Origin of the sequence: Intestinimonas massiliensis (ex Afouda et al. 2020), from assembly GCF_900626285.1 — a bacterium.
Classification (GTDB): Bacteria; Bacillota; Clostridia; order Oscillospirales; family Oscillospiraceae; genus Flavonifractor; species Flavonifractor massiliensis_A.
The window spans coordinates 2,683,836-2,706,779 of record NZ_LR131147.1 but is presented as its reverse complement, the minus strand read 5'-3'; the positions used below and the strand labels follow the sequence as shown (position 1 = coordinate 2,706,779).

Genomic DNA, 22,944 nt, shown 5'->3' with positions numbered 1-22,944 from the left:
GCGGCTCTTTTGCTGTCTATTCCGTAAGGCGCTTGACCTCCAGGTAGTAGTGCTCCTGCTCTGGGTCCAGGGTGACGGTGTTCACCCCGTTTTCCAAATCGAAGCCAAAGTTCTGCCGGATGATCCGGATGAGCCCCCGGTCCTCCAGGGTGGCGGTCTGTTCCGTGCAGGCTAGGTTGGAGCCCAGTTTGGTCACCAGGTCGTAGCCGTACACCCCACGGTATTCGGTATTGGTACAGGTGTAGTTGAAGCTGGCCGGCTTGGCAAAAGAAGCCTCCACCGTAATGCTCCCTCCGGCGGGGACGGTGACCTGGGTCTCCAGCCAGCACACCCGGTCCACATGGGCAAACTCGGTGCTCAGCATCCCGTCATCGTAGCGCTCTGCGGGGGTGTCGGAGAGCAGGCCGTAGCTGAGCAGGTAGTCAAAGGCCAGGCCGCAGTACATCTCGTAGGTCAGGCCGGGCTGACCCTCCAGCTCCGCCCAGTTCCGGTCCAGGTAGAGGGTGCGCAGGGCGGTGTCCAGGTCGGTCTCATACCGCTCCATGGTCACGCCGGATTCGATGGTCTCCTTCGTGTCCCACCCGCCGGTGACATAGCCCTGAGTGGTGAGACCGGAGATGTCCTCCCCCACCACGATGAGGCACCACTCCTCCGTGGCGTTCTGTTCCTCAGGCTGGGGGATGGAGAAGCCCTTGCCCATGATCCCGTTTTCCCGGTCGTACAGCCCGGAGTGGAACCCGGTGGTGAGTACCTGGGTCTTGTCGTAGTCCAGCCGGAAGGTCACCCGGATGGTGGGGTTGGGTCGGCCCGCCTCCTCGTCCTCAGCCTCCCCCCAGGGGTCGGTAAAGCGGTACACGATGACGGGCACGCCGCTGAGATCAGGCAGGGGACCCAGGGCCCGCTCCAGATAGGTGCCGTCGGAGAGCAGGGCCTTGTAGTCCTCCCAGCTCCCGGCGCTGTCCAGATTGACGCTGCCCTCCGGCTCACCGTCCATGACGCCGTTCCACGCCCCCTCAAAGCCGCCGGAGTAGCCCCCCGCCCGGAGGGTGGTGTCCAGCGCAGCCCCGTCGGCGGCGAGGACCGGCGCGGCCTGATCCAGCGTGTCCAGGCTGGCGAGAAAGGGGTAGAGCAGGGTGACGGTCTGGTCCTGGTCGGCGGAGTTGGTGAGGGTGTAGGAATCGGTCACCAGGATGTCGGTGGAGCGGCTCCAGTAGCCCCCCTCCTCCAGGTAATCCGCCTCCACCCACTCCGGCTCCCAGGGGGCAAAGTCCAGGGTGGTGTGCCGCTCTGCTGTGATGCTGTCGTTCTCCTCCTCCAAAGTGAGGGGAAACACCGGTCCGGCGTAGGACGTAAAGGTGGAGGCTTCGTCGTGGCCGCTGGCCCCGCCGCCGGAGCTGCCGCCCATCCGCACGTTGGTCACCAGCCAGGTACCCCCCAGCACTACCACCGCCAGGGCGGCGCACACCCCCATCCAGGGGCGGAACCGCCGCCGGGGCCGCCTGACCTCCCCGGCCAGGGCCGAGATCCGCGCCCGCAGCTCCGGGGAGGCGCGGAGGTCCTCCACCTGGACCATGTAATCCAATCTATTCATCTTCAAAGCCTCCGATCATCCGTGCCCGGAGGGCCTGCCGTCCCCGGGCCAGCCAGGACAGGACGGTGTTCCGCTTGGCCCCCAGAATCTCCCCGATCTCTTTGGCGGTGTAGCCCTCAAAGTAGTGCAGGTAGATGGCGTTGCGGTAGGGCTCCGGCAGGGACCGCACCTCATCCAGCACCGAGCCGTCCGCCCCGGTTGGGGCGGGGAACTGGGGCGGCAGGGGCACCTCCTCCGACCGCTTGGCCCGGTGGAGGTTCTTGCACTTGTTGATGGCCACCCGCAGCAGCCACGCCTTCAGATGCTCCCCGTCGGCAAAGGCCTTGCCGCTGCGCAGCAGGGCCTCAAAGACCTCCTGGGTCACATCCTCCGCGTCCTGCACCGTGGGGGCGTTGTGGCAGGCCGCCCGGTACACCGTATCCAGATAATGCTCCATTGCGTAGGAGAAGGGGGCGTCCCCCCGGAGCTGCATGGCCATGGCGCTCTCTCCTTTCTGCCCCTAACACACCTGAGCCGGGCGTATGATTGCATCGGAAGCGAAAAAAATACCGCCGCAATATGCGGCGGCATTTTTCTGTACGTTATGGCTGGCCGGCTACCGCCTCGGCTACCCGGATGCCGTCCACGGCGGCGGAGGTGATGCCGCCCGCGTACCCGGCTCCCTCGCCGCAGGGGTACAGGCCACGGACGGGGGACTGGAAGTCCTCCCCACGCAGGATGCGGGCGGGGGAGGAGGAGCGGGTCTCCACCCCGGTGAGCAGGCTGTCGGAGGCGGCAAAGCCGTGGAGCTTCCGGTCAAATACCGGCAGGGCACCCCGGAGGGTGTCGGTCACATAGTCAGGCAGGCAGCGGTCCAGATCGGTGGGGACCACCCCGGGCCGGTAGGTGGGCTCCACCGACCCCAGGGCCCTGGAGGGCTGCCGGGCCAGAAAGTCCTTTACCGTCTGGGCGGGGGCCAGATAGCCGCCGCCCCCCAGCCGGAAGGCGGTCTCCTCCCACCGGCGCTGGTACTCCACCCCCGCCAGAGGGTGGTCCGAGCCGAAGTCGGCGGGGTTGACCCCCACCAGGAATCCGCCGTTGATGTTTTTCCCGTCTCTGGCCCGATGGCTCATGCCGTTGGTCACCAGCCGCCCCTCCTCCGAGGCGGCGGCCACCACCTGGCCGCCGGGGCAGACGCAGAAGGTGAAGGCGCTCCGGCCGCCCGGCAGATGGCAGGCCAGCTTGTAGTCGGCGGCGGGCAGCTGTTCCCAGGCCGGGCCGAACTGGGCCAGGGAGATGGCGCTCTGGGGGTGCTCGATGCGCACCCCGATGGCGAAGGCCTTCTGCTCCATGGGCACCCCTGCGTCGTGGAGCATCCGGAAGGTGTCCCGGGCGGAGTGGCCGGGGGAGAGCACCAGGGCGTCGCAGGGCAGGTCATAGGCCCCTTGGGGGCCCTCCACCGTCAAACCGGCCACCGCCCCATCCCGGAGGGTGAGGCCGGCGAGCTTGTGGCCGAAGCGCACGTCGCACCCCAGCCGGATCAGCTCCAGCCGGATGTTTCTCACCACGTCCCGCAGCACGTCGGTGCCGATGTGGGGCTTGTGCTGGTACAGAATGTCCTCCGGAGCCCCCGCCGCCACAAAGGTGCGGAATACGGTGGCGATCCGGGGATCATGGGTGCCGGTGTTCAGCTTGCCGTCGGAAAAGGTGCCCGCGCCCCCCTCGCCGAACTGCACGTTGGAGGCGGGGTCCAGCACGCCGGTGGCCCAGAACTGTTCCACGTCGGCGGTCCGCTCCTCCACCGGGCGGCCCCGCTCCAGAACGATGGGGGCCAGGCCGTTCCGGGCCAGGAAGAGGGCGGCGAACAGCCCCGCCGGGCCCATGCCCACCACCACCGGCGGCAGGGGGGAGGTCCGCCGCACCGGGGGAAAGACGTAGGGGACGCTCTGGTGGAGGCTCACGTGCTTGTCCCGGCACCGGGCCATGACCTTGGCCTCGTCGGCCACCGTCACGTCCACGGTGCAGACGTAGTGGACGTCACTCTTCTTCCGGGCGTCGATGGACTGCCGTGCCAGGGAGAGCCCGGCGATGGCGTCCGGCCTGATCCCCAGGATGCGGGCGGCCTTCTTTTTCAGTTGAGCCTCGCCCCCGTCCAGGGGTAGGGCAATGTTTTGGATACGGAGCATAGCGTGGTCCTCGTGTTTCTCAGAATGTTGGTATTATACCATAAAAGAGAGAAAAGGGCATCCTCTGATTGCTCAGACGATGCCCTTTTGATGTTAGAGCCGTGGCGGCCGACGCAAAAGGAGGCTGCGGCAATGCCGCAGCCTCCTTGAAAGCCGGGATATTGTGGAACGCTCCTCTTAGTAGGACACGCCCTGCCAGATCATGGCGTCGGCCACCTTCATGAAGCCGGCGATGTTGGCGCCCGCCACCAGGTTGCCGGGCATGCCATACTCCTCGGCGGCCTTGGCGGCGTTGTGGTAGATGTTGGTCATGATGCCGTGGAGCTTCTGATCCACTTCCTCAAAGCTCCAGCTCAGGCGCATGGAGTTCTGGCTCATCTCCAGGCCGGAGGTGGCCACGCCGCCGGCGTTGGACGCCTTGGCGGGGGCGAAGAGCACGCCGTGCTCCTGGAAGTAGGCGACGGCCTCGGGGGTGGAGGGCATGTTGGCGCCCTCAGCCACGGCGAAGCAGCCGTGCTCCACCAGAGCCTTGGCGCCCTCCAGAGGCAGCTCGTTCTGGGTGGCGCAGGGCAGGGCGATGCCGCAGGGGACGGTCCAGATGCCCTGGCAGCCCTCGTAGTACTTGGCGGTGGGCACGTAGTTCAGGTAGGTCTTGATGCGGTCCCGCTTGACCTCCTTGATCTCCTGCATGACCTTGAAGTCGATGCCGTTCTCGTCCACGATGTAGCCGTTGGAATCGCTCATGGCGATGACCTTGCCGCCCAGCTCGGTGGCCTTCTGGTTGGCGTAGATGGCCACGTTGCCGGAGCCGGAGATGACCACGCTCTGGCCCTTGAAGGACTTGCCGGCGGCCTTCAGCATCTCGTCGGCGAAGTAGCACAGGCCGTAGCCGGTGGCCTCGGTGCGCACCAGGGAGCCGCCGTAGCTCAGGCCCTTGCCGGTGAGCACGCCGCTGAACTCATTGCGGATGCGCTTATACTGGCCGAACAGGTAGCCGATCTCACGGGCGCCCACGCCGATATCGCCGGCGGGCACGTCGGTGTCGGGGCCGATGTGGCGCTGCAGCTCGGTCATGAAGGACTGGCAGAAACGCATGACCTCGTTGCTGCTCTTGCCCTTGGGGTCGAAGTCGGAACCGCCCTTGCCGCCGCCCATGGGCAGACCGGTCAGGGAGTTCTTGAACACCTGCTCAAAGCCCAGGAACTTGATGATGGACAGGTTGACGGAGGGGTGGAACCGCAGGCCGCCCTTGGAGGGACCGATGGCGGTGGAGAACTGCACCCGGTAGCCGCGGTTCACCTGGACCTGGCCCTTGTCGTCCACCCAGGACACGCGGAACAGCAGGCTGCGCTCGGGCTCCACCATGCGGTCCATAATGCCCATCTTGGCCAGCTCGGGCTTCTGGTCGTACACGGGCTGGAGGGACTCCATAACCTCGCCGACGGCCTGAAGGAACTCGGGCTCATGGGCGTTCTTCTTGCAGACGTTCTCATAAACGCCCTGAAGGTAAGAATTGGTGATCGTAAATGCCATATTGCCAAACCCCTTTGTATGGCGGCCATGCAGACCTGCCGAATTTTTCCGGAATAATCCGGGAGAATACGCTCACTTTTTCAAGATGAAGTTATTATAATGCAGTGTCTGTTGGATTGCAAGAGAAAAATAAAAAATTGCAGATTTGACGAAAACGGGCAGCACCCGGCAGATAGAAGTGCACCAATATTACATATGGGTTGCAAATTGGCGGGGAGGAAAAATCACCTTTGACGGGCCGGGAAAAATGCTCTATACTGAAAGCAGGATAGGAGGTGTCCGTATGAAGCACATCGTTATCACCATTGGCCGGGAATATGGTTCCGGCGGTCGGCTGATCGCCAAGCAGCTGTCGGAGGAGATGGGGATCACCTTTTACGACAAGCAGCTGATCACTGAGGTAGCTAAGAAGACCGGATTTTCCGAGAATTTCATCCGGGATACGGAGCATCAGCGTCCCACCAACAGCTTTTTGTATGATCTTTACACCTCGGTAGCCACCCCCTCCGTGCCCGACCAGGTGTTCATTGCCCAGGCCAAGGTCATCAAGGCCGCCGCGGCCCGGGAATCCTGCGTGATCGTGGGCCGCTGCGCCGACTATATCCTGCGGGAGGAGCCCCATGTACTGAAGGTATTTGTCAACGCGCCCCTGGACCAGCGGGTCAAGCGGGCCAGGGATGAGTACGGCGTGACTGAGGCCAATCTGGAGGGCTACGTGATCCGGCAGGACAAGGCCCGCGCGTCCTACTACAACTATTTTGCCACCGGCCGGTGGGGACAGAGCCGGGAGTACGACCTGTGCATCAACAGCCGGATCGGGATCGACACGGCGGTGAAAGTCATCAAGGCGGCCGCCCAGGCCATGCTGGACGCGGAATAAGGAAATAAAAGCGGCCGGAGGATCTGATATGGCAGCGATACTGAGAATGGTGGTTTCACCACAAAATTTCAAGGGGGCAGTCTCTCTGATCCTTCTGCTTGCGGGTGCTGTTTTTTTACTCCGGAAACAGCCGCCGAAGAGAATCCAGCAAATAAACGTAAGCGCAGAAGATAAAATCAGGCTGAAAAATCTGGTCGGCGCACTGACCGTTCTTGCCGCCCTATTGTATCCGGTCGAAGTCCTTCTATTTGCCGGTCATAGTTTTTCCGGGGACTTTGAGGCCCTCTTCTGGCCGGTCGGGCTGATCGGTATAAGCGCTGTCCTGATGCTGTTGTTCAACTATTATACCAAAAAATAGGTCCGGACGTTACAAAAAGGCCGCCACGGTTTATCCGTGGCGGCCTTTTCTAATACTTTTCTAATCGGCTTACACGCCCGGCTTCTCAGCCGCGTCGTCGCAAAGTCCGCTCTGCTTGGGACGGCCTGGCGGCCATCCCTCGCTGCGCTCCCTTGCTCCTCCGCTCCCAAAGCGACCCGCTGCGCTGGGCTCGCTTTGGGTTCCCGGAAGGGCGGCTTACACGCCCAGCTTCTCGGCCACGTAATCGTCCACCTTTGTCAGTGCGTCGATCCCCACACGACCATGTCGTGCGGGGGCCCCAATGATTTTATCTGCTCGGGCGGAATGAATCCGCCCGGCATCAAGGTTTTGGCCCGGCGATACCGGGCCAAAACGCTTGGGACGCCGCACTCGCGGCGGGGCTGGACGACGCCGATCCCAAACAGCTGGCAGGTGAATTACACGCCCAGCTTCTCGGCCACGTAATCGTCCACCTTGGCCAGTGCGTCGATCCCCACACGACCATGTCGTGCGGGGGCCCCAATGATTTTATCTGCTCGGGCGGAATGAATCCGCCCGGCATCAAGGTTTTGACCCGGCGATACCGGGCCAAAACGCTTGGGGCGCCGCACTCGCGGCGGGGCTGGACGACGCCGATCCCAAACAGCTGGCAGGTGAATTACACACCCAGCTTCTCAGCCACGAAGTCGTCCACCTTAGCCAGTGCGTCGTCCAGCTTGAGCACGTCGGAACCGCCGCCCATGGCGCTGTCAGGCTTGCCGCCGCCCTTGCCGCCGCAGCAGCAGCACACCTGCTTCACCAGGTCGCCGGCCTTGATACCCTTGGCAACAGCCTCCTTGCCGCACACCGCCAGGAAGGTGATCTTGCCGTCATTGACGGCGGAGAGAACAGCCACGATGCCGGGCTGCTTGTCCCGCAGCATGTCGCCCATCTGGCGCAGCTTGGCGGCGTCGGCGTTGGGCAGGGTGGCGGTGAGCACCTTCAGATCGCCCACCGGGTGGCAGCCCATCAGGAACCGCTCGGTCTCGCCGGCGGCCTCCTTGGCCTTGAACTTCTCCACCATGTGGCGCAGTTCCCGCAGCTCGCAGACGGTCTGCTCCGCCTTCTCCCGCAGCTCACTGGGCTTGGTCTTGAGCACGGCGGCGGCCTCAAACAGCTTCTCCTGGTTCTGGTTCATGATCTTCAGGGACTGAGCGCCGGTGGTGGCCTCGATCCGGCGGACGCCGGAGGCCACGGAGAACTCGCTCTCGATGTGGAACACGCCTACCTTGGCGGTGTTGTCCAGGTGGGTGCCGCCGCAGAACTCCACGGAGTAGCCGCTGCCCATGTCCACCACCCGGACGGTGTCGCCGTACTTCTCGCCGAACAGGGCGATGGCGCCCTTCTTCTTGGCCTCTTCGATGGGCAGCACGTCGGTGTGGATGTCATAGCCGTCCAGCACCGCCTCATTGACCATGGCGGACACCTTGCCCAGCTCCTCGGCGGTCATGGCGGAGAAGTGGGTGAAGTCGAAGCGCAGCCGGTCCTCCTCCACCAGGGAGCCGGCCTGGTGGACGTGGTCGCCCAGCACGGTGCGCAGGGCCTTGTCCAACAGGTGGGTGGCGGAGTGGGCCCGCATGACGGCCTTCCGGCGCTTTACGTCGATGGCGGCGGTGACGGTGTCGCCCAGCTTGATGGCGCCGCCGGTCAGCTTGCCGTAGTGCATATACTTGCCGCCCTTGTTCTTCTGCACGTCGGTGACGGTAAAGAGGGCGCCGCCGGCGGTGATGGTGCCGTGGTCGGCCACCTGGCCGCCCATCTCGGCGTAGAAGGGGGTCTTGTCCAGCACCACGATGCCCTCCACGCCGGGCATCAGCTCCTCGGCCTGTTCGTTCTCCACCACCAGGGCCACCACCTTGGCGTCGTCGATGGCGGTGTGGTCGTAGCCCACGAACACGGTCTCGGGCACGTCCTTGCCGAACTCCACGCCGGCCCAGCCCAGGTCGCCCAGGGCCTCACGGGCCTTCCGGGCCCGCTCCTTCTGCTCCTGCATCAGGTCCTGGAAGGCCTTCTCGTCCACGGTCATGCCCTGCTCGGCCACCATCTCGATGGTCAGGTCGATGGGGAAGCCGTAGGTGTCGTACAGCTTGAAGGCGTCGGCGCCGGAGAACACGGTCTCGCCCTTCTCCTTGTGGCCGGAGAGCATGTCATTGAAGATCTTCAGGCCGCCGTCAATGGTGCGGGCGAAGTTTTCCTCCTCCACCCGGATGACCTTGGTGATATAGTCCTGCCGCTCCCGCAGCTCGGGGTAGTGGCCTTCGTTCTCGTGGATGACGGTGTCGCACACCTCATACAGGAAGGGATCGTTGACCCCCAGCAGCTTGCCGTGGCGGGCGGCCCGGCGGAGCAGACGGCGCAGCACGTAGCCCCGGCCCTCGTTGGAGGGGAGCACGCCGTCGCAGATCATGAAGGTGGCGGAGCGGATGTGGTCGGTGATGACCCGCAGGGACACGTCCTTGGCGGCGGTCTCGCCGTAGTGGGCGTGGGTGATCTCGCTCACCTTGTTGGTGATGTTCATGACGGTGTCCACATCGAACAGGGAGGCCACGTCCTGGCACACGCAGGCCAGACGCTCCAGGCCCATGCCGGTGTCGATGTTCTTCTGCTTCAGCTCGGTGTAGTGGCCCTCGCCGTCGTTGTCGAACTGGGAGAACACGATGTTCCACACCTCGATATAGCGGTCGCAGTCGCAGCCCACGGTGCAGCCGGGCTTGCCGCAGCCCCACTGCTCGCCCCGGTCATAGTAAATCTCGGAGCAGGGGCCGCAGGGGCCGGAGCCGTGCTCCCAGAAGTTGTCCTCCTTGCCGAACTTGAAGATCCGGTCGGCGGGAATGCCGATCTCCTCGTTCCAGATGCGGAAGGCCTCGTCGTCGGCGGGGGTGGTCTCATTGCCGGCGAACACGGAGGGGTACAGGCGGTTGGGGTCCAGACCCACCCACTCGGGGCTGGTCAGGAACTCCCAGGCCCAGTGAATGGCCTCCTTCTTGAAGTAGTCGCCGAAGGAGAAGTTGCCCAGCATCTCGAAGTAGGTGCCGTGGCGGGCGGTGTGGCCGATGTTCTCGATGTCGCCGGTGCGGATGCACTTCTGGCAGGTGGTCACCCGGTGACGGGGGGGCTCCTGCTCGCCGGTGAAGAAGGGCTTCATGGGCGCCATGCCGCTGTTGATGAGCAGCAGGGAGGCGTCGTTCTGGGGGATCAGGGAAAAGCTGGGCAGGCGCAGGTGTCCCTTGGTCTCAAAGAAGGACAGGAACATCTCGCGCAGTTCGTTCAGGCCGAATTTCTTGGGCATGTGATTCAATCTCCTCTTCTGCAAAAAAATAAGCCCCGCTCCTGACGGTGTCAGGGGCGAAGCAAGTTTACTCCACGGTACCACCCTGATCTGCGCTTTAGGCGCATCTCATTGCATCCGGTAACGGGGATGAAGCGTCCCGGTCCTCCCGGGCGGCTGGTGAAGTGGCGCGGAGACCCGTATCGCGGAGGGCTTGCACTCTCCCCTCTCGCTTGACGCGGCGCGGTCCCCTTGGTTTCGTCATAGCCTTTAGCTGTACTATTCTATCACATTTTGCGCCGTTGTCAACCGCTAAAACCACGCTTTGTAGGAGAACCAGTGCTCGTCGATCCGCCGGGTCACTCCACCGTTGTCCGTGCCGTCGGTCCAGGTCCACTCCTCGTCGGAGACAGGGACCAGCTCCATGTCCACATTCTGGTAGGCGGCGGGCTGTCCGCTCTCCGCGTAGTAGAAGCCCCAATAGGAGGCGGAGGGGACCAGCCCAAAGCCAACCGTGGAAAACTGCACGATGGGGCTTTTCCCGGGAAAGACGCCTTCCACCTCGACGCCCTTATACCGCTCCGGTATCTCGTCCCCGCTCAGGCAGTCCGCCGCCATCTCCTCCAGCTCCGTCCGGTGGGAGAGGACGAACCGCCGGATCCCCGCCTGGCTGGACCGGCTTCCCATCCACAGGACCGCCAGGCATGCCAGGAGAAGGATTCCCACAGCAAGTACCATCCGTTTTTTCATGAAAATCCTCCTTTACCCGGTGGGGCAGCAGGGACCCCAGGAAGAAGAGCAGCGGGGGCAGCAGCCCCGCCAGGAACATGCACAGATACCAGGCGGGCCCGAAGGCATTCCAGGCGGTGACATCGGTGATCCGATCCAGGGTGCTCAGCATCAGGACAAAGGAGGGGGCGGCCAGAAAGCAGGTGGACAGGAGCATATAGATCCCCACGATTCCCAGGGGCGGAAGGTACTGGCCGTAAAGGGTCAGCAGCCACCCGCCAAGGGCCCAGCCCCAGGCGAACAGGGCGGGGCAGAGGACGGCCTTCAGCCCCTCTTTTGGCGCGGGACGGTTCCAGCCCCGGAGGGCGGCCACGATCCACCCCGCCGGAACATAGAGGACCATCATGCACAGCGCCTCCAGAGGGGTGGAGATCAGTGCCGCCAGCACGGGCGCCAGGAACAGCAGGGGGGCGCAAAGGGCGGTGACCACAAAGTGTCCCGCGGCAAAGCCCCCGAAGCGGGAGGCGGGTGAGGGCGTCATATCGCACCCCTCCTTTCGGGGCCATCCTAACACAACTCAGCCTGTAAGTCAATATAATTTTATTGAAAAACGATAACACCGGGCGTACCAGCGGTACGCCCGGTGTGGGTTTCCTTATTCGCCCTCGTAGGCCCGGCGGTAGATCTCGATGACCTGCTCCTTGGTGGCCTTCCGGGGATTGGTGAGGCAGCACACGTCCTTCATGGCGTTCTCCGCCATGATCTCAAAGTCCTCCGGCCTGACCCCCAGCACCTTCAGGTTGGCGGGGATGCCCACCTGTTTGCTGATGGTGCGGATGGCCTGGATGGCCTTGGCGGCGGCGTCCCCGGTGGACAGGCCGTCGATCTTCTCCCCCATGGCCTCCGCCAGGTCCCGGAACCGGTTCAGGTTGCCGATCAGGTTGAACTCCTCCACGTAGGGCAGCAGGATGGCGTTGCACACGCCGTGGGGCAGGTTGTAGTAGCCGCCCAGCTGGTGGGCCATGGCGTGGACGTAGCCCAGGGAGGCGTTGTTGAAGGCGATGCCCGCCAGATACTGGGCGTAGGCCATCTTGTCCCGTGCCCACATGTAGTCGCCGTTGGCCACCGCCTTGGGCAGGTACTGGTAGATCATCTTCACGGCCATCAGGGCGGCGGAATCGGTGAGCACGTTGGCGGCGGTGGACACATAGGCCTCAATGGCGTGGGTCATGGCGTCCATGCCGGTGGCGGCGGTGAGGGAGGCGGGCATGCCCTTCATGAGCACCGGGTCGTTGACGGCGATCTTGGGGGTGACCCTCCAGTCCACAATGGCCATCTTTACCTTCCGGCTGGTGTCGGTGATGATGCAGAACCGGGTGATCTCGGAGGCGGTGCCGGCGGTGGTGTTGATGGCCATCAGGGGCACCACGTCCTTGGTGGCCTTGTCCACCCCCTCGTAGTCGTGGATGCGCCCGCCGTTGCTGGCCACCAGGCCGATGCCCTTGGCGCAGTCGTGGGAGGAGCCGCCGCCCAGAGAGATGATGGAGTCGCACCCGTTGGCCTGGAAGAAGGCCACCCCCGCCTCCACGTTCTTGTCGGTGGGGTTGGGCTCCGCTCCGTCAAAGACCACCGAGTGGATGCCCGAGCCGGTCAGGATCTCCTGGATGGATGCGGCCATGCCGGACTGGGCCAGGAATTTGTCGGTGACGATCATGGTGCGGCCTACGTTCAGGCTCTTCAGCAGGGCTCCGGCCTCGTTGACGGCTCCCTCGCCAAAGACGTTGCGGGTGGGCAGAAAGTAGTAAGTGGACATGAGCGTTTTCCTCCTTTTTCTCGGTGGGGCGGCGGGGCCCCGTCGGTTGGCGTCAGTATAGCCTGCCTGGAAAAGGAAGTCAACAAGTTTTAAAAAGTTTATTTTTTAACGAATTATTGTTATTTTTAAAACAAATAAGTTAAAAATATAACTTTAATAAAATAAAGAGGAAGCAAGCGGTTTGCTTTAAACCATGGGATATTCGGCAACCATTTTTTCCTTGTCGTGAGAGTAACGACAATTTAATACGAATACGAAATATTGAAAAAAGTTCCGGCCCTCCCCAGCCTGGGGAGGGCCGGAGGCCGGTCAGAACCGGTAGAGGTAGAGACAGGCCTGATTGTAATCGTCGGTACCGTGGGCGGTGATGGCGATGCGGTCCTCGTCGAACCAGCCCAGCACCCCCTCATAGATGCTGTCATAATTCTCCCGGTCCAGCAGGGTGAAGGTGCCCTGTTCCAGGTCCATCACCCCCAGACTGGAGATGCCCAGCCCGCTGGTCTGATTGTCGTAGCTGGCAAACAGGACCTTGGTGCCGGTGGGATTGGGGAGCAGCGTGCCGTCGGTCTGAGACAGGGAGAAGCCCTCCACGGCAGTGGTTTCCCCGGTGATCAGGTCCAGGATGGACACCGAGCCGTCCTCCGCCACGTAAATGCCCCGTCCGCCGCCGAAGAAGAACTGGAAGCCGTAGGACTGCTCCACCCGGGGCTGATAGACCGGCAGCTGAGAGAAGGTGCACTTCAGCGCTCCGCTGTCCGGCAGCCAGGTCCAGATGTCACAGCAGTCCCCGTCAGGGCCGGAGCGGGTCAGCAGGATCAGGGTGCTGTCGTCGGCGAAGCAGGCGCTGGATACCTCCAGGCCGGTGAGCGCATTGAGACTGACAGTGGTTTTGTCCTCCCGGTCGCAGTAGAACCAGCCCATCCGGTCGCTGGAGAGGATGGCGGCGGACAGATCGTCCGTCCACTGTACCTCGGTGAGGGGTGCGGCCCCCTCCCAGCCGGTACCGCCCAGCAGGTCGGTGACCTCCCCCGTGGCCAGGTCCAGCAGCACCGGGTATTCCCGGTAGTCCACTTGGCTGCCCTGGCTCAGGGTGAGGAGCACCGCGTCGGTGCGGCCGTCCAGAGCGGAGACATAGCAGTCGTAGTCCAGGGCCATGCCGGCGGTGCCGTTGTTATAGCAGGAGATCTCCCCCTCATACTCGCACCAGTAGACCGTGTCCGTGTAGGTCACCCCGTCCCAGACGGCGGTAAAATTGGTGGTGCTGGTATTCAGGGCCACCAGGGTATTTCCGTCGATGCCCCAGTAGTGAACGTCCAGAATGGAGCCGTCCTCCGCCCGGTCCGCCTGGAACAGGGTATTGTTGCTGTAGTCGCACCCCGACCCGGCGTCAGGCAGGCGGATGTACTGCGCCTCCACCTGTTGGCCGATGGTATTCTGGGTCAGCTCCGGCTGCTCCGGCCGTTCTCCCGTGGGGGCGGGCACCTGCTCGGTATCCTCCAGCCGGAGGAAGGTGAGCACTGCCGTCCGCAGCTGGGGACTGGCCGCCATGGCCACCAGGAAGGTGCAGGCCACCGCTGCGGCTGCCGCCAGGGCGGTGAGGCCCGCCCGCCGCCGCCGGGGACGGGGGACAGGGGCGGGGGCGTCCAGGGCGTCCCGGATGCGGTCCTTCAGATCAGAAGCGGGAACCATCTGGTCCAGCGCGCCTTTGTATTCGTCCAGATTCATACCGATCCCTCCGTTCCAAGCTCCAGTTCCAGCTTCAGCTGCTCCCGGCCCCGCTTCAGCCGCATCTTTACCGCCGAGGGGGACAGGCCCAGGATCTCCGCGATCTCCGCCACCGAGTACCCCTCGTAGTAGTGGAGGTGGATGGGACCCTTGTAGGTCTCCGGCAGGGCCAGAACGGCCTCCCATACCCCCCGGTCCTCCGGGCGGGCCGCCGGAATGTCCGCCTCCAGAGCTGCCGCCCGCTTCCGCCAGAACCCTTTCAGCTGGTCCCTGCAAAGGTTGGCCGTCACCTGGAGCAGCCACCGCTTCTCGTGTTCCCCGTCCAGAAAAGCCGGGGTCCGCCGCAGCAGGCGGCAAAAGACCTCCTGGGTCACATCCTCCGCGTCGGCGGTCCGGCCCAGGTATACCATGGCCAGGCGGTAGACCATGGCGCCGTAGGCGTCATAGCTTGCTTCAAACCGCCGCTTCTGTGCTTCATCCATGGGCCTGCCCTCCTTTCAGCCATATAACGATTGGACCCGCCCTCAGGTCACAAAAAAGTCCAGGCAAAGTTGCCTGGACTTTTTCTTTCAGGAATTTTCCCGGCAGGCCCGGAGAATGGACAGGGGGGGCACCGGCTTGGGCAGCTTCATGTGGAACACCATCTGGGGATTTTTCGGCTGGGTGATGGCAAAGCCGTCGGCGTCGGTCATCTCCCCCGCCGTGAAGGGAGTGGCGGCCACGTCGGGGCCCACCAGCTCCAGCTCGTCCCCCACGGAGAACTTGTTCCGCAGGGAGAGGGTGGCGTTGCCGGCGGCGTCGCAGGCGGTGACCACCGCCACCACCTGCCACTCCCGGATGTACCGGGCGTCCCCGGTGTACTGGCCCGGCTGGCCGAACCAGAAGCCGGTGGAGTAGGGCCGGTGGCTCACCTTCTCCACCTCGTCCCGCCACACCGGGTCCATGGGCTTCCCCTCCGCCGCCGCGTCAATGGCGTGGCGGTAGGCGGCGGTGACCACGGCGGCATAGTAGGCGCTCTTGGCCCGCCCCTCGATCTTCAGGGAGGAGAGCCCCGCCGCCATCAGCTCGGGGATGTGGTCGATCATGCACATGTCCCGGGAGTTCATGATATAGGCGCCGCCCTCGTCCTCGCCGATGGGGAAGTACTCCCCGGGGCGCTTCTCCTCCACCAGGGCGTACTTGTACCGGCAGGGCTGGGCGCAGGCGCCCCGGTTGGCGTCCCGGCCGGTCATATAGTTGCTCAGCAGGCACCGGCCGGAGTAGCTGACGCACATGGCCCCGTGGGCAAAGGCCTCGATCTCCAGCTCTTTGGGGGTCTTGGCCCGGATCTCAGCCACCTCCTCCAGGGACAGCTCCCGGGCCAGGATCACCCGGCTGGCCCCCAGGTCGTACCAGGCCGCGGCGGTCTGGTAGTTGGAGATGCTGGCCTGGGTGGAGATGTGGGCCTTCACCCGGGGGGCGTACCGCTTCAGCAGGGAGAGCACCCCCACGTCGGCCAGGATCACCGCGTCCACCCCCAGGTCCTGGAGGTACTCCAGCCACTCGGGCAGACGGGCGATCTCATCGTTGCGGGGCATGGTGTTGCAGGTCACGTGGATGGACACCCCACGGCTGTGGCAGAGGTCCACGGCCCGGCGCATCTCGTCGGGGGTGAAGTTGCCGGCGAAGGCCCGCATACCGAAATCGGTGCCCGCCAGGTACACCGCGTCCGCCCCGTAGGCCAGGGACATTTTCAGCCGCTCCATATCCCCGGCAGGGGAGAGCAGTTCGATCTTATTTGTCATTCTTGTACAGCTCCTGGGTGGCGACGAAGTTCTGCTGCTCCCGGTAGGTGGCGAAGAAGGAGTGCTTGCCGTCGTCACCCAGCGCGTAGTAGTAGTACTTGGTGGAATCGGGGTACACCGCCGCCTTCAGGGCGTCGGTGCCCGGGTTGGCGATGGCCGTGGGAGGCAGACCGGTGTGGGTGCGGGTGTTGTAGGGGGTGTCGGCGTTGACGTCCACCTCGGTGCCGCCGGTGGCGTACAGGATGGTGGCGTCGATGTTCAGATAGCCCGCCGTCTCGCTGGTGGGCCGCTCCAGACGGTTGTAGATGACCGAGGCGATCTTGCCCTGGTCGGTGCCGTCGGTCTCCTTTTCGATCATGGAGGCGATGATGACCGCCTGGTTGATGGTGTAGCCCGCCTCCTGGATGTCGGCGCGCATCTCATCGGTAAAGACCTCGTCGAACCGGAGGATCATCTTGTTGAGCACGTTCACCGGGTCGTCGCCCATATAGAACTCGTAGGTGTCGGGGAACAGGTAGCCCTCCAGCCGCTTGGGATCGCCCAGGGCCTGGACCCCCTTGAGGAAGGAGAAGTTGAAGTCGTAGTTGGCGGCGGTGTCCTCCAGCTGCTCCACGGTGCACACGCCCTTCTCCTCCAGCAACTGGAAGATCTGGGCCTCGGTCATGCCCTCGGGGATGGTGACGCTGGTGGTCATCCGGTTGGAGGAGCCGGAGCCCATGTTGGAGATCAGGGCCCGGTAGTCCATATCGGTGCTCAGCTCGTAGGTGCCGGGGGTGATCTTGGCGTCCTCCTCGCCGGCCTTGCCGGAGACGTGGGTGAGGGAGCAGAACAGCTTGAATACGGATTTGTACTCAATGAGCCCCTGCTCCTTCAGCTTGTCGGCCACGGTGTCCACCGTGTCCCCTTCGTCGATCTCCACCGCGGCGGTGTGCTCGGCCTTGTTGAGGGCCAGTACGTCGTTGGCCCACATCCAGCCCACGCCGGCCAGCAGGGCGGAGGCCCCCAGCACGAACAGAATATAGATCAGCAGGCCCCACGTGCCCATTCTGCGGCGCCTTTTCCGGCGGGGAGCGGGACGGCGCTCCGAGTGGGAGGAGGGCGCCACCCGCTTTCCGCCGTGGCTGCTGTGGGCATGGCGCTCATAACGCTCGTTCTCGCGGTAATCTTCCTGAGACATGGATTCAACTCCTAACAGAAAAACGATGGTGCGTCTGGAACCACATCCGCCCCTCACGCATAAGATAGGTCAGTCAAAGCAAGTGAGGTGAGAAGCAAATGTGTTTCGGCAATAACGGGTTTGGCGGCAACAGCTGCCTGTGGATCATCCTGATCCTCATCATCATCTGCTGCTGCTGCGGAGGCAGCACCAGCGGCAACTCCTGCGGCTGCGGCAATTCCTGCGGCTGCGGCGACAGCTGCTGCTGAGCGGCGCTACGTAACCCAGAGGAGAGCGGGGCTTCACGCCCCGCTTTCCCCGTCCCCGGCGGGGGACAGGCCGTAGACGGCCCCCTCGGTGACCACCAGGTCCACCGGCCGGTCGTGCCCCTCCCGGGGCACACGGTCCAGCAGGGTCACCTCCCGGCACAGGGCCACGGTGAGGCCGGAAAATCCGGCCAGCCACCGGTCGTAAAAGCCGCCGCCCTGGCCCAGCCGGCCGCCGGAGCGGTCAAAGGCCAGGCCGGGCACCAGCACCAGACCGATATCCGCCGGACCTGCCAGGGGGCAGTCCGTTCCAGGCTCCAGCATCCCCCAGGGGTGGGGGATGAGCACCGTATCCTTTTGGACGAGCCGGGCCTCCATCTGGTTCCCCGGCAGGCACCGGGGCAGCGCCACCCGCTTGCCGGCCTCCCACAGGGGCTCCAGCAGCCGGGACGTGTCCGGCTCGGTCCCCATGCCGTGGTAGAGCAGCAGGGTGGAGGCCGCCTTCACCTGGGGCAGGGCCAGAAACCGGTCCAGCAGAGCCCGGTCGCTCTCCCGCCGCTGTTCCGGGGAGAGGGACTTCAGTACGGCCCGGATCCGGGCCCGCAATGCGGCCTTCTCAGCCGTGATAGTGGACGGCATCCTTCACCTGGGCGGCGGCTTCCGCGCCCTTCAGGATCTCCACCAGCTTCAGGCCGAAGGGATAGGCGGAGCCGGCGGCCTCTCCGGTGACGATGTGGCCGTCCACCACCACGGGGGTGCCCTTCTGCACCACGGCGGAGCCCATCAGGTCCTCCATGCCGGGGTAGCACACGGCGTTGCGCCGGTCCAGCATGCCCAGGTTGGCCAGGATGGTGGGGGCGGCGCAGATGGCGGCCAGCCAGCGGCCGTGGTCATAGCAGTACTGGATCAGGGCCTGAGCCCGGACGTCGGAGCTGATGGCCTCCACGCCGCCCAGTCCGCCGGGGAGCATGAGCATGTCCACCTGGTCCCGGTCCAGCTCGTCCAGAGTCAGGTCGGCGGTGACGGTGACCTTGTGGCTGCTCACCACCTGGCGGCCGGCAATGCCTACCAGAGCCACTTCCACACCCGCCCGGCGGAGCAGGTCGGCGGGTACGATGGCCTCAGCCTCTTCAAAACCGGTTCCCAGTAAAATCGCTACCATTGTAACAGCACCTTTCATTTCTCATTTTATGGTTTGGGTCAGCATGGCCCAGATCTGTTCATGGATCTCCTCCGGACTCCGGAGCGCGCCGGACTCCGTCAGGCAGGGGATGCGCGTCCAGCCCAGCTCCTCCGCCGCCCGCAGGGCGGTGCGGCGGCACAGGGCCAGATACCCGGTGTCCACCTCGTGGATGTCCCCCTTGGTGTGGGTGGCGGCCTCCCGGCTGCGGAGCAGCTCCACCGCCTGTTCGGTGGGCATGTCCAGGTAAAACACCCGGTCGGGCATGGGGAGCCCCAGCTTGGAGCACTCAAAGTCGAACAGCCACCGGAAGAAGTCCTCCCACTGGTCCTCCGGCAGCTTGCAGGCCTGGTGGACGGCGTTGGAAGTGGTGTACCGGTCGGAGAGCACCAGCCCGCCGTTCCGGTAGTAGTCCCCCCACACCTTTTTCCAGGAGGCGTACCGGTCCACCGCGTAGAAGGTGGAGGCGGCGTAGGGGTTCACGTCGGAGGGGTGGGAGCCGAATTCCCCGTTCAGGTACATCCGCAGCAGGGCGGAAGAGGGCTCCTGGTACTGGGGGAACACCAGCTTCTGGAAGGCGATCCCCTCCCGGTCCAGCCGGTCACACAGCAGCCTGAACTGGGTGGACTTGCCCGACCCGTCGGTGCCCTCCAATACGATCAGCTTTCCCGCCATCTCATTTCCCTCCGATCCGGCTGCCCAGGGCGTATACCAGCACCAGGGGCAGCTTGGCCATGCGGCCGATCCGCTTGGGCTCCTTCATCAGCCGGTAGAGCCACTCCATACCCAGCTTCTGGAATCCCTCCGGGGCCCGCTCCACCACGCCGGCGAACACGTCCAGGGAGCCGCCCAGCCCCACCATCAGGTGGGCGCCGGAGGCGGGGCCGTTCTTGGCCATCCAGAACTCCTGCTTGGGGGCCCCAAGGCACACGAACACCACGTCGGCGGCGGCCTGCCGGATGGCCTCCACCACCGGTCCGTCCTCCTTGAAATACCCGTCGTGGGTGCCGCAGACGATGAGGCCGGGGTACTTGTCCTTCAGGTTGGCGGCGGCCAGCTCGGCCACGCCGGGCTTGGCGCCCAGCAGGAACAGCCGCTTGCCGTGGGCGGCCATCCAGGCGATGAGCCGCTGGGCAAATTCAATGCCGGGCACCCGGCCCTTCAGGGGTCGGCCCAGGATCCTGGCGGAGTGGATCACGCCTACCCCGTCGGCCAGCACCAGGTCGGCCTTCCCCAGCACCCGGGAGAAGTCCGGGTCCTTCCGGGCGGCCAGGATGAACTCCGGGTTGGGGGTCACGGCGTAGTGGAACCCGTCGGCCTCCACCAGAGCGGCCCCCGCCGCCGCCGCCTCCTCCAGGGTCAGATTGTCAAAGCCGACGCCTAATACATCTGTCCTCAAAATCAAATGCCTCCGATTGGATTGTGTCCATAATTTCAAGCCATTTTACCATAACTTGCCCCAAAAGTCTATGCGGAAACCCAAAGAAAGGGGAACGGGTATTCTTAAGATTCTGTGAAGTTCACCGTTGACAACGGGTGCGAATGTGACTATAATAAAACGCAACATATTGCTTTAGTCCTTAAAAGAGCTAAAGCACAGTAGGAATTGGAGGAACCGGAAATGAAAGTGAACAAGCTGGCCGCTCTTGCGCTGAGCGGCGCGATGGCTCTGAGCCTGGCTGCCTGCGGCGGCACTCAGGGCAGTGCGGAGAGCCCCGCCGCCGGCGGGGAGAGCAGTGCCCCCAGCGGCGAGACCTATACCGTGGGCATCTGCCAGCAGATGACCCATCCCGCCCTGGATGAGGCCACCCGCGGCTTTAAGGAGGCCCTCACCGAGGCCCTGGGCGACGCGGTGACCTTTGAGGAGCAGGACGCCGGCGGCGAGTACGCCAACTGCGGCACCATTATGGACGGCTTTGTGGCCGAGGGCGTGGACCTGATCCTGGCCAACGCCACCTATCCCCTCCAGGCGGCCGCCTCCGCCACCGCCGAAATCCCCATCCTGGGCACCTCGGTGACCGACTACGCCACCGCCCTCAACATTGAGGACTGGACGGGCACCGTGGGCGGCAACATCTCGGGCACCTCCGACCTGGCCCCCCTGGACCAGCAGGCGGATATGCTCCACGAGCTGTTCCCCGATGCCAAGAACGTGGGCCTGCTGTACTGCTCCGGCGAGCCCAACTCCGTGTACCAGGTGGAGACCATTGAGGGCTACCTCACCGACATGGGCTACACCTGCGAGCAGTTCGCCTTCACCGACGTCAACGACCTGTCCTCCGTGGCCCAGTCCGCCTGTGACAGCTCTGACGTGATCTACATTCCCACCGACAACACCGCCGCCGCCAACACCGAGACCATCGCCAACGTGGTCATCCCCGCCGGGGTGCCCGTCATCGCCGGTGAGAGCGGCATCTGCTCCGGCTGCGGCGTGGCCACCCTGTCCATCAGCTACTACGACATCGGCTACACCACCGGCCAGATGGCCGCCCAGATCCTCACCGGCCAGGCGGACATCTCCACCATGCCCATCGAGTACGCCCCCAACGTGACCAAGATGTACAACGCCGCCAACTGCGAGGCGCTGGGGCTGACCATGCCGGACGACTACGAGCCCATTGCCTGACCTTGACCCCCGGAGGGCGGAGAAGGAGTATCCCTTCTCCGCTCTTTTCTGGTATACTACTGGAGATTTTTAAACATTTGGAGGCGAATCCATGGACGTCCTGTTCGCGTTTTTCAACTCCCTGCCCGGCGCCTTCGGGCAGGGGCTGGCCTGGGGCATCATGGCCATCGGGGTGTACATCACCTTCCGGATTCTGGACATCGCCGATCTGACGGTGGACGGCTCCCTGGCCACCGGCGGCGCGGTGGCGGCCCTGTGCATCACCCTGGGCTGGAACCCCTGGCTGGCGCTGCTGATGGCGGTGCTGGCCGGCATGCTGGCCGGGCTGGTCACCGGCCTGCTCCACACCGCCTGCGGCATCCCCGCCATTCTGGCCGGCATTCTGACCCAGCTGGCCCTCTACTCCATCAACCTGCGGATCATGGCCATCGGCGATGAGAAGGCCACCACCAAGGCCACCCTGGCCCTCAGCGTGGACAAGCAGGACCTGCTGATCTCCTCCCGGTACATCCGGGAGCTGGATCTGACCAACCCCCTGTTCCTGCTGGTCATCTTTACGGTGGTGGTCATCGCCCTGCTCTACTGGTTCTTCGGCACCGAGCTGGGCTCCGCCCTCCGCGCCACCGGCGCCAACCAGAGCATGGCCCGGGCCCAGGGCATCAACACCAGCTGGTGCAAGGTGCTGGGCCTGGTGGTGTCCAATGGCCTGGTGGCCCTGTCCGGCGGCCTGCTGGCCCAGTACCAGGGCAGCTCCACCGTGGATATGGGCCGGGGCGCCATCGTCATCGGCCTGGCCGCCGTCATCATCGGCGAGGTGCTGCTGGGCAAGGTGTGCCAGAACTTTGCCTTCAAACTGCTCACCGCCGTCATCGGCGCCATCATCTACTATGTAGTCATCACCCTGGTCCTCCGTCTGGGCCTGGAATCCACCGACCTGAAGCTGCTCACCGCTCTGGTGGTGGCGCTCTTCCTGACCATCCCCTACTGGAAGGGCAGGTACTTTACCAAGACGGTACGGAAGGAGGCGGGCCGCGATGCTTGAGGTACGGGAGATCTACAAGACCTTCAACGCCGGCACCATCAATGAGAAGCGGGCCATGAACGGCGTGTCCCTCACCCTGGCCGACGGGGACTTTGTCACCGTCATCGGCGGCAACGGGGCGGGCAAATCCACCCTGCTGAACCTGGTGGCCGGGGTGTTCCCGGTGGACAGCGGGTCCATCGCCATCGACGGCCAGGACGTGACCCGCCTGCCCGAACACAAGCGGGCCAAATTCATCGGCCGGGTGTTCCAGGACCCCATGATGGGCACCGCCGCCACCATGCAGATCGAGGAGAACCTGGCCCTGGCCGCCCGCCGTGGGCAGGGCCGCTCCCTGCGGGCGGGGATCACCAAGGCCGAGCGGGAGCAGTACCGGGAGCTGCTGAAGATCCTGGACCTGGGCCTGGAGGACCGGCTGACCAGCAAGGTGGGCCTGCTCTCCGGCGGCCAGCGGCAGGCCCTGACCCTGCTGATGGCCACCCTGAAGAAGCCCAAGCTGCTGCTGCTGGACGAGCACACCGCCGCTCTGGACCCCAAGACGGCGGCCAAGGTGCTGGACACCACAGAGAAGATCGTCCGGCGGGACAAGCTGACCACCCTGATGATCACCCACAACATGCGGGACGCCATTGCCCACGGCAACCGGCTTATCATGATGTATGAGGGCCGCATCGCCGTGGATGTGTCGGGGGAGGAGAAGAAAAAGCTCACCGTGGAGCAGCTGCTGGAGCTGTTCAGCAAAGCCAGCGGCTCCGACGAGGCCGACGACAAGCTGCTGCTGGGCTGAGA

Annotated in this window: 22 protein-coding genes; 6 read left to right on the top strand and 16 right to left on the bottom strand. The window is 64.4% G+C overall.

What is annotated here, in order from left to right:
* Nucleotides 1-16: 16 nt before the first annotated feature.
* From E0E41_RS13355 to gdhA, 4 genes are all read right to left on the bottom strand, one after another.
* Entirely contained in the window at nucleotides 17-1,591 is a 1,575-nt protein-coding gene (locus E0E41_RS13355) for a hypothetical protein (protein ID WP_130870304.1), read from the bottom strand.
* On the bottom strand, nucleotides 1,584-2,069 hold the full coding sequence (locus E0E41_RS13350; protein WP_130870303.1) for an RNA polymerase sigma factor: 486 nt from the start codon (nucleotides 2,067-2,069) through the stop codon (nucleotides 1,584-1,586). The genes E0E41_RS13355 and E0E41_RS13350 overlap by 8 nt, the downstream gene beginning before the upstream one ends.
* A 103-nt stretch (nucleotides 2,070-2,172) precedes the next feature.
* Entirely contained in the window at nucleotides 2,173-3,756 is a 1,584-nt protein-coding gene (locus E0E41_RS13345; protein WP_130870302.1) for an NAD(P)/FAD-dependent oxidoreductase, read from the bottom strand.
* Nucleotides 3,757-3,933: 177 nt separating this feature from the next.
* Nucleotides 3,934-5,289: an NADP-specific glutamate dehydrogenase gene (gene gdhA / locus E0E41_RS13340; RefSeq protein WP_130870301.1), complete on the bottom strand. Its 1,356-nt coding sequence runs from the start codon at nucleotides 5,287-5,289 to the stop codon at nucleotides 3,934-3,936.
* A gap of 283 nt (nucleotides 5,290-5,572) precedes the next feature.
* Here gdhA and E0E41_RS13335 point away from each other — a divergent pair, with 283 nt between their 5' ends.
* Both E0E41_RS13335 and E0E41_RS13330 read left to right on the top strand, forming a co-directional pair.
* Nucleotides 5,573-6,169: an AAA family ATPase gene (locus tag E0E41_RS13335; protein ID WP_130870300.1), complete on the top strand. Its 597-nt coding sequence runs from the start codon at nucleotides 5,573-5,575 to the stop codon at nucleotides 6,167-6,169.
* Between the two features lie 28 nt (nucleotides 6,170-6,197).
* Complete coding sequence (locus tag E0E41_RS13330) at nucleotides 6,198-6,527, top strand: hypothetical protein (RefSeq protein ID WP_130870299.1); 330 nt, start codon at nucleotides 6,198-6,200, stop codon at nucleotides 6,525-6,527.
* Nucleotides 6,528-7,185: 658 nt separating this feature from the next.
* Here the strand turns inward: E0E41_RS13330 and alaS are convergent.
* The 8 genes from alaS to mltG form a co-directional block, all read right to left on the bottom strand.
* Nucleotides 7,186-9,855 carry an alanine--tRNA ligase gene (gene alaS / locus E0E41_RS13325; protein WP_130870298.1) on the bottom strand — a complete coding sequence of 890 codons (2,670 nt, stop codon included), beginning with the start codon at nucleotides 9,853-9,855 and terminating at the stop codon, nucleotides 7,186-7,188.
* Between the two features lie 291 nt (nucleotides 9,856-10,146).
* Nucleotides 10,147-10,452: a hypothetical protein gene (locus E0E41_RS13320; RefSeq protein WP_130870297.1), complete on the bottom strand. Its 306-nt coding sequence runs from the start codon at nucleotides 10,450-10,452 to the stop codon at nucleotides 10,147-10,149.
* On the bottom strand, nucleotides 10,406-11,104 hold the full coding sequence (locus E0E41_RS13315) for a hypothetical protein (protein WP_130870296.1): 699 nt from the start codon (nucleotides 11,102-11,104) through the stop codon (nucleotides 10,406-10,408). The genes E0E41_RS13320 and E0E41_RS13315 overlap by 47 nt, the downstream gene beginning before the upstream one ends.
* Before the next feature lie 114 nt (nucleotides 11,105-11,218).
* Nucleotides 11,219-12,376 (bottom strand): iron-containing alcohol dehydrogenase, encoded by a 1,158-nt coding sequence (locus E0E41_RS13310; RefSeq protein WP_130870295.1) that lies wholly within the window; start codon nucleotides 12,374-12,376, stop codon nucleotides 11,219-11,221.
* A gap of 309 nt (nucleotides 12,377-12,685) precedes the next feature.
* Nucleotides 12,686-14,101, bottom strand: a complete 1,416-nt coding sequence (locus E0E41_RS13305) for a hypothetical protein (protein WP_130870294.1) — start codon at nucleotides 14,099-14,101, stop codon at nucleotides 12,686-12,688.
* The gene (locus E0E41_RS13300; protein ID WP_130870293.1) at nucleotides 14,098-14,583 is read right to left on the bottom strand and encodes an RNA polymerase sigma factor; all 486 of its coding nucleotides are present in this window, start codon (nucleotides 14,581-14,583) and stop codon (nucleotides 14,098-14,100) included. Before E0E41_RS13300 ends, E0E41_RS13305 begins: the two co-directional genes overlap by 4 nt.
* Nucleotides 14,584-14,670: 87 nt before the next feature.
* The gene (locus E0E41_RS13295) at nucleotides 14,671-15,885 is read right to left on the bottom strand and encodes a peptidase U32 family protein (RefSeq protein ID WP_130870292.1); all 1,215 of its coding nucleotides are present in this window, start codon (nucleotides 15,883-15,885) and stop codon (nucleotides 14,671-14,673) included.
* Nucleotides 15,875-17,062, bottom strand: coding sequence for an endolytic transglycosylase MltG (gene mltG / locus E0E41_RS13290; protein ID WP_130870291.1), 1,188 nt, complete (start codon nucleotides 17,060-17,062; stop codon nucleotides 15,875-15,877). The genes E0E41_RS13295 and mltG overlap by 11 nt, the downstream gene beginning before the upstream one ends.
* 98 nt (nucleotides 17,063-17,160) lie before the next feature.
* Here mltG and E0E41_RS18565 point away from each other — a divergent pair, with 98 nt between their 5' ends.
* On the top strand, nucleotides 17,161-17,310 hold the full coding sequence (locus E0E41_RS18565) for a hypothetical protein (protein WP_165450551.1): 150 nt from the start codon (nucleotides 17,161-17,163) through the stop codon (nucleotides 17,308-17,310).
* A 33-nt stretch (nucleotides 17,311-17,343) separates the two neighbouring features.
* Here the strand turns inward: E0E41_RS18565 and E0E41_RS13285 are convergent, their stop codons facing one another.
* From E0E41_RS13285 to E0E41_RS13270, 4 genes are read right to left on the bottom strand one after another with little or no spacing between them, the layout of a single operon-like run.
* Nucleotides 17,344-17,913 (bottom strand): 5-formyltetrahydrofolate cyclo-ligase, encoded by a 570-nt coding sequence (locus tag E0E41_RS13285; protein ID WP_242623784.1) that lies wholly within the window; start codon nucleotides 17,911-17,913, stop codon nucleotides 17,344-17,346.
* Between the two features lie 10 nt (nucleotides 17,914-17,923).
* Nucleotides 17,924-18,469, bottom strand: coding sequence for a DJ-1 family glyoxalase III (locus E0E41_RS13280; RefSeq protein ID WP_130870289.1), 546 nt, complete (start codon nucleotides 18,467-18,469; stop codon nucleotides 17,924-17,926).
* Between the two features lie 21 nt (nucleotides 18,470-18,490).
* A complete protein-coding gene (locus tag E0E41_RS13275) occupies nucleotides 18,491-19,162 on the bottom strand; it encodes a dTMP kinase (protein ID WP_130870288.1) in 672 nt (223 codons plus the stop codon).
* A 1-nt stretch (nucleotide 19,163) separates the two neighbouring features.
* A complete protein-coding gene (locus E0E41_RS13270; RefSeq protein WP_130870287.1) occupies nucleotides 19,164-19,886 on the bottom strand; it encodes a WecB/TagA/CpsF family glycosyltransferase in 723 nt (240 codons plus the stop codon).
* Between the two features lie 222 nt (nucleotides 19,887-20,108).
* Here E0E41_RS13270 and E0E41_RS13265 point away from each other — a divergent pair, with 222 nt between their 5' ends.
* The 3 genes from E0E41_RS13265 (at nucleotide 20,109) to E0E41_RS13255 (ending at nucleotide 22,942) form a co-directional block, all read left to right on the top strand.
* Nucleotides 20,109-21,113, top strand: coding sequence for an ABC transporter substrate-binding protein (locus E0E41_RS13265; RefSeq protein ID WP_130870286.1), 1,005 nt, complete (start codon nucleotides 20,109-20,111; stop codon nucleotides 21,111-21,113).
* A gap of 91 nt (nucleotides 21,114-21,204) precedes the next feature.
* Nucleotides 21,205-22,155, top strand: a complete 951-nt coding sequence (locus E0E41_RS13260) for an ABC transporter permease (protein ID WP_130870285.1) — start codon at nucleotides 21,205-21,207, stop codon at nucleotides 22,153-22,155.
* A complete protein-coding gene (locus tag E0E41_RS13255; RefSeq protein WP_130870284.1) occupies nucleotides 22,148-22,942 on the top strand; it encodes an ABC transporter ATP-binding protein in 795 nt (264 codons plus the stop codon). Before E0E41_RS13260 ends, E0E41_RS13255 begins: the two co-directional genes overlap by 8 nt.
* Nucleotides 22,943-22,944 lie beyond the last annotated feature (2 nt).

Coding starts and splice junctions, on each gene's coding strand:
- mltG (WP_130870291.1), bottom strand. CDS start 17,062: ATGTCTCAGGAAGATTACCGCGAGAACGAGCGTTATGAGCGCCATGCC.
- E0E41_RS13320 (WP_130870297.1), bottom strand. CDS start 10,452: ATGGCGGCGGACTGCCTGAGCGGGGACGAGATACCGGAGCGGTATAAG.
- E0E41_RS13300 (WP_130870293.1), bottom strand. CDS start 14,583: ATGGATGAAGCACAGAAGCGGCGGTTTGAAGCAAGCTATGACGCCTAC.
- E0E41_RS13280 (WP_130870289.1), bottom strand. CDS start 18,469: ATGGTAGCGATTTTACTGGGAACCGGTTTTGAAGAGGCTGAGGCCATC.
- E0E41_RS13315 (WP_130870296.1), bottom strand. CDS start 11,104: ATGACGCCCTCACCCGCCTCCCGCTTCGGGGGCTTTGCCGCGGGACAC.
- E0E41_RS13335 (WP_130870300.1), top strand. CDS start 5,573: ATGAAGCACATCGTTATCACCATTGGCCGGGAATATGGTTCCGGCGGT.
- E0E41_RS13350 (WP_130870303.1), bottom strand. CDS start 2,069: ATGGCCATGCAGCTCCGGGGGGACGCCCCCTTCTCCTACGCAATGGAG.
- E0E41_RS13295 (WP_130870292.1), bottom strand. CDS start 15,885: ATGACAAATAAGATCGAACTGCTCTCCCCTGCCGGGGATATGGAGCGG.
- E0E41_RS13355 (WP_130870304.1), bottom strand. CDS start 1,591: ATGAATAGATTGGATTACATGGTCCAGGTGGAGGACCTCCGCGCCTCC.
- E0E41_RS13265 (WP_130870286.1), top strand. CDS start 20,109: ATGAAAGTGAACAAGCTGGCCGCTCTTGCGCTGAGCGGCGCGATGGCT.
- E0E41_RS13330 (WP_130870299.1), top strand. CDS start 6,198: ATGGCAGCGATACTGAGAATGGTGGTTTCACCACAAAATTTCAAGGGG.
- alaS (WP_130870298.1), bottom strand. CDS start 9,855: ATGCCCAAGAAATTCGGCCTGAACGAACTGCGCGAGATGTTCCTGTCC.
- E0E41_RS13260 (WP_130870285.1), top strand. CDS start 21,205: ATGGACGTCCTGTTCGCGTTTTTCAACTCCCTGCCCGGCGCCTTCGGG.
- E0E41_RS13255 (WP_130870284.1), top strand. CDS start 22,148: ATGCTTGAGGTACGGGAGATCTACAAGACCTTCAACGCCGGCACCATC.
- E0E41_RS13345 (WP_130870302.1), bottom strand. CDS start 3,756: ATGCTCCGTATCCAAAACATTGCCCTACCCCTGGACGGGGGCGAGGCT.
- E0E41_RS18565 (WP_165450551.1), top strand. CDS start 17,161: ATGTGTTTCGGCAATAACGGGTTTGGCGGCAACAGCTGCCTGTGGATC.
- E0E41_RS13275 (WP_130870288.1), bottom strand. CDS start 19,162: ATGGCGGGAAAGCTGATCGTATTGGAGGGCACCGACGGGTCGGGCAAG.
- gdhA (WP_130870301.1), bottom strand. CDS start 5,289: ATGGCATTTACGATCACCAATTCTTACCTTCAGGGCGTTTATGAGAAC.
- E0E41_RS13305 (WP_130870294.1), bottom strand. CDS start 14,101: ATGAATCTGGACGAATACAAAGGCGCGCTGGACCAGATGGTTCCCGCT.
- E0E41_RS13310 (WP_130870295.1), bottom strand. CDS start 12,376: ATGTCCACTTACTACTTTCTGCCCACCCGCAACGTCTTTGGCGAGGGA.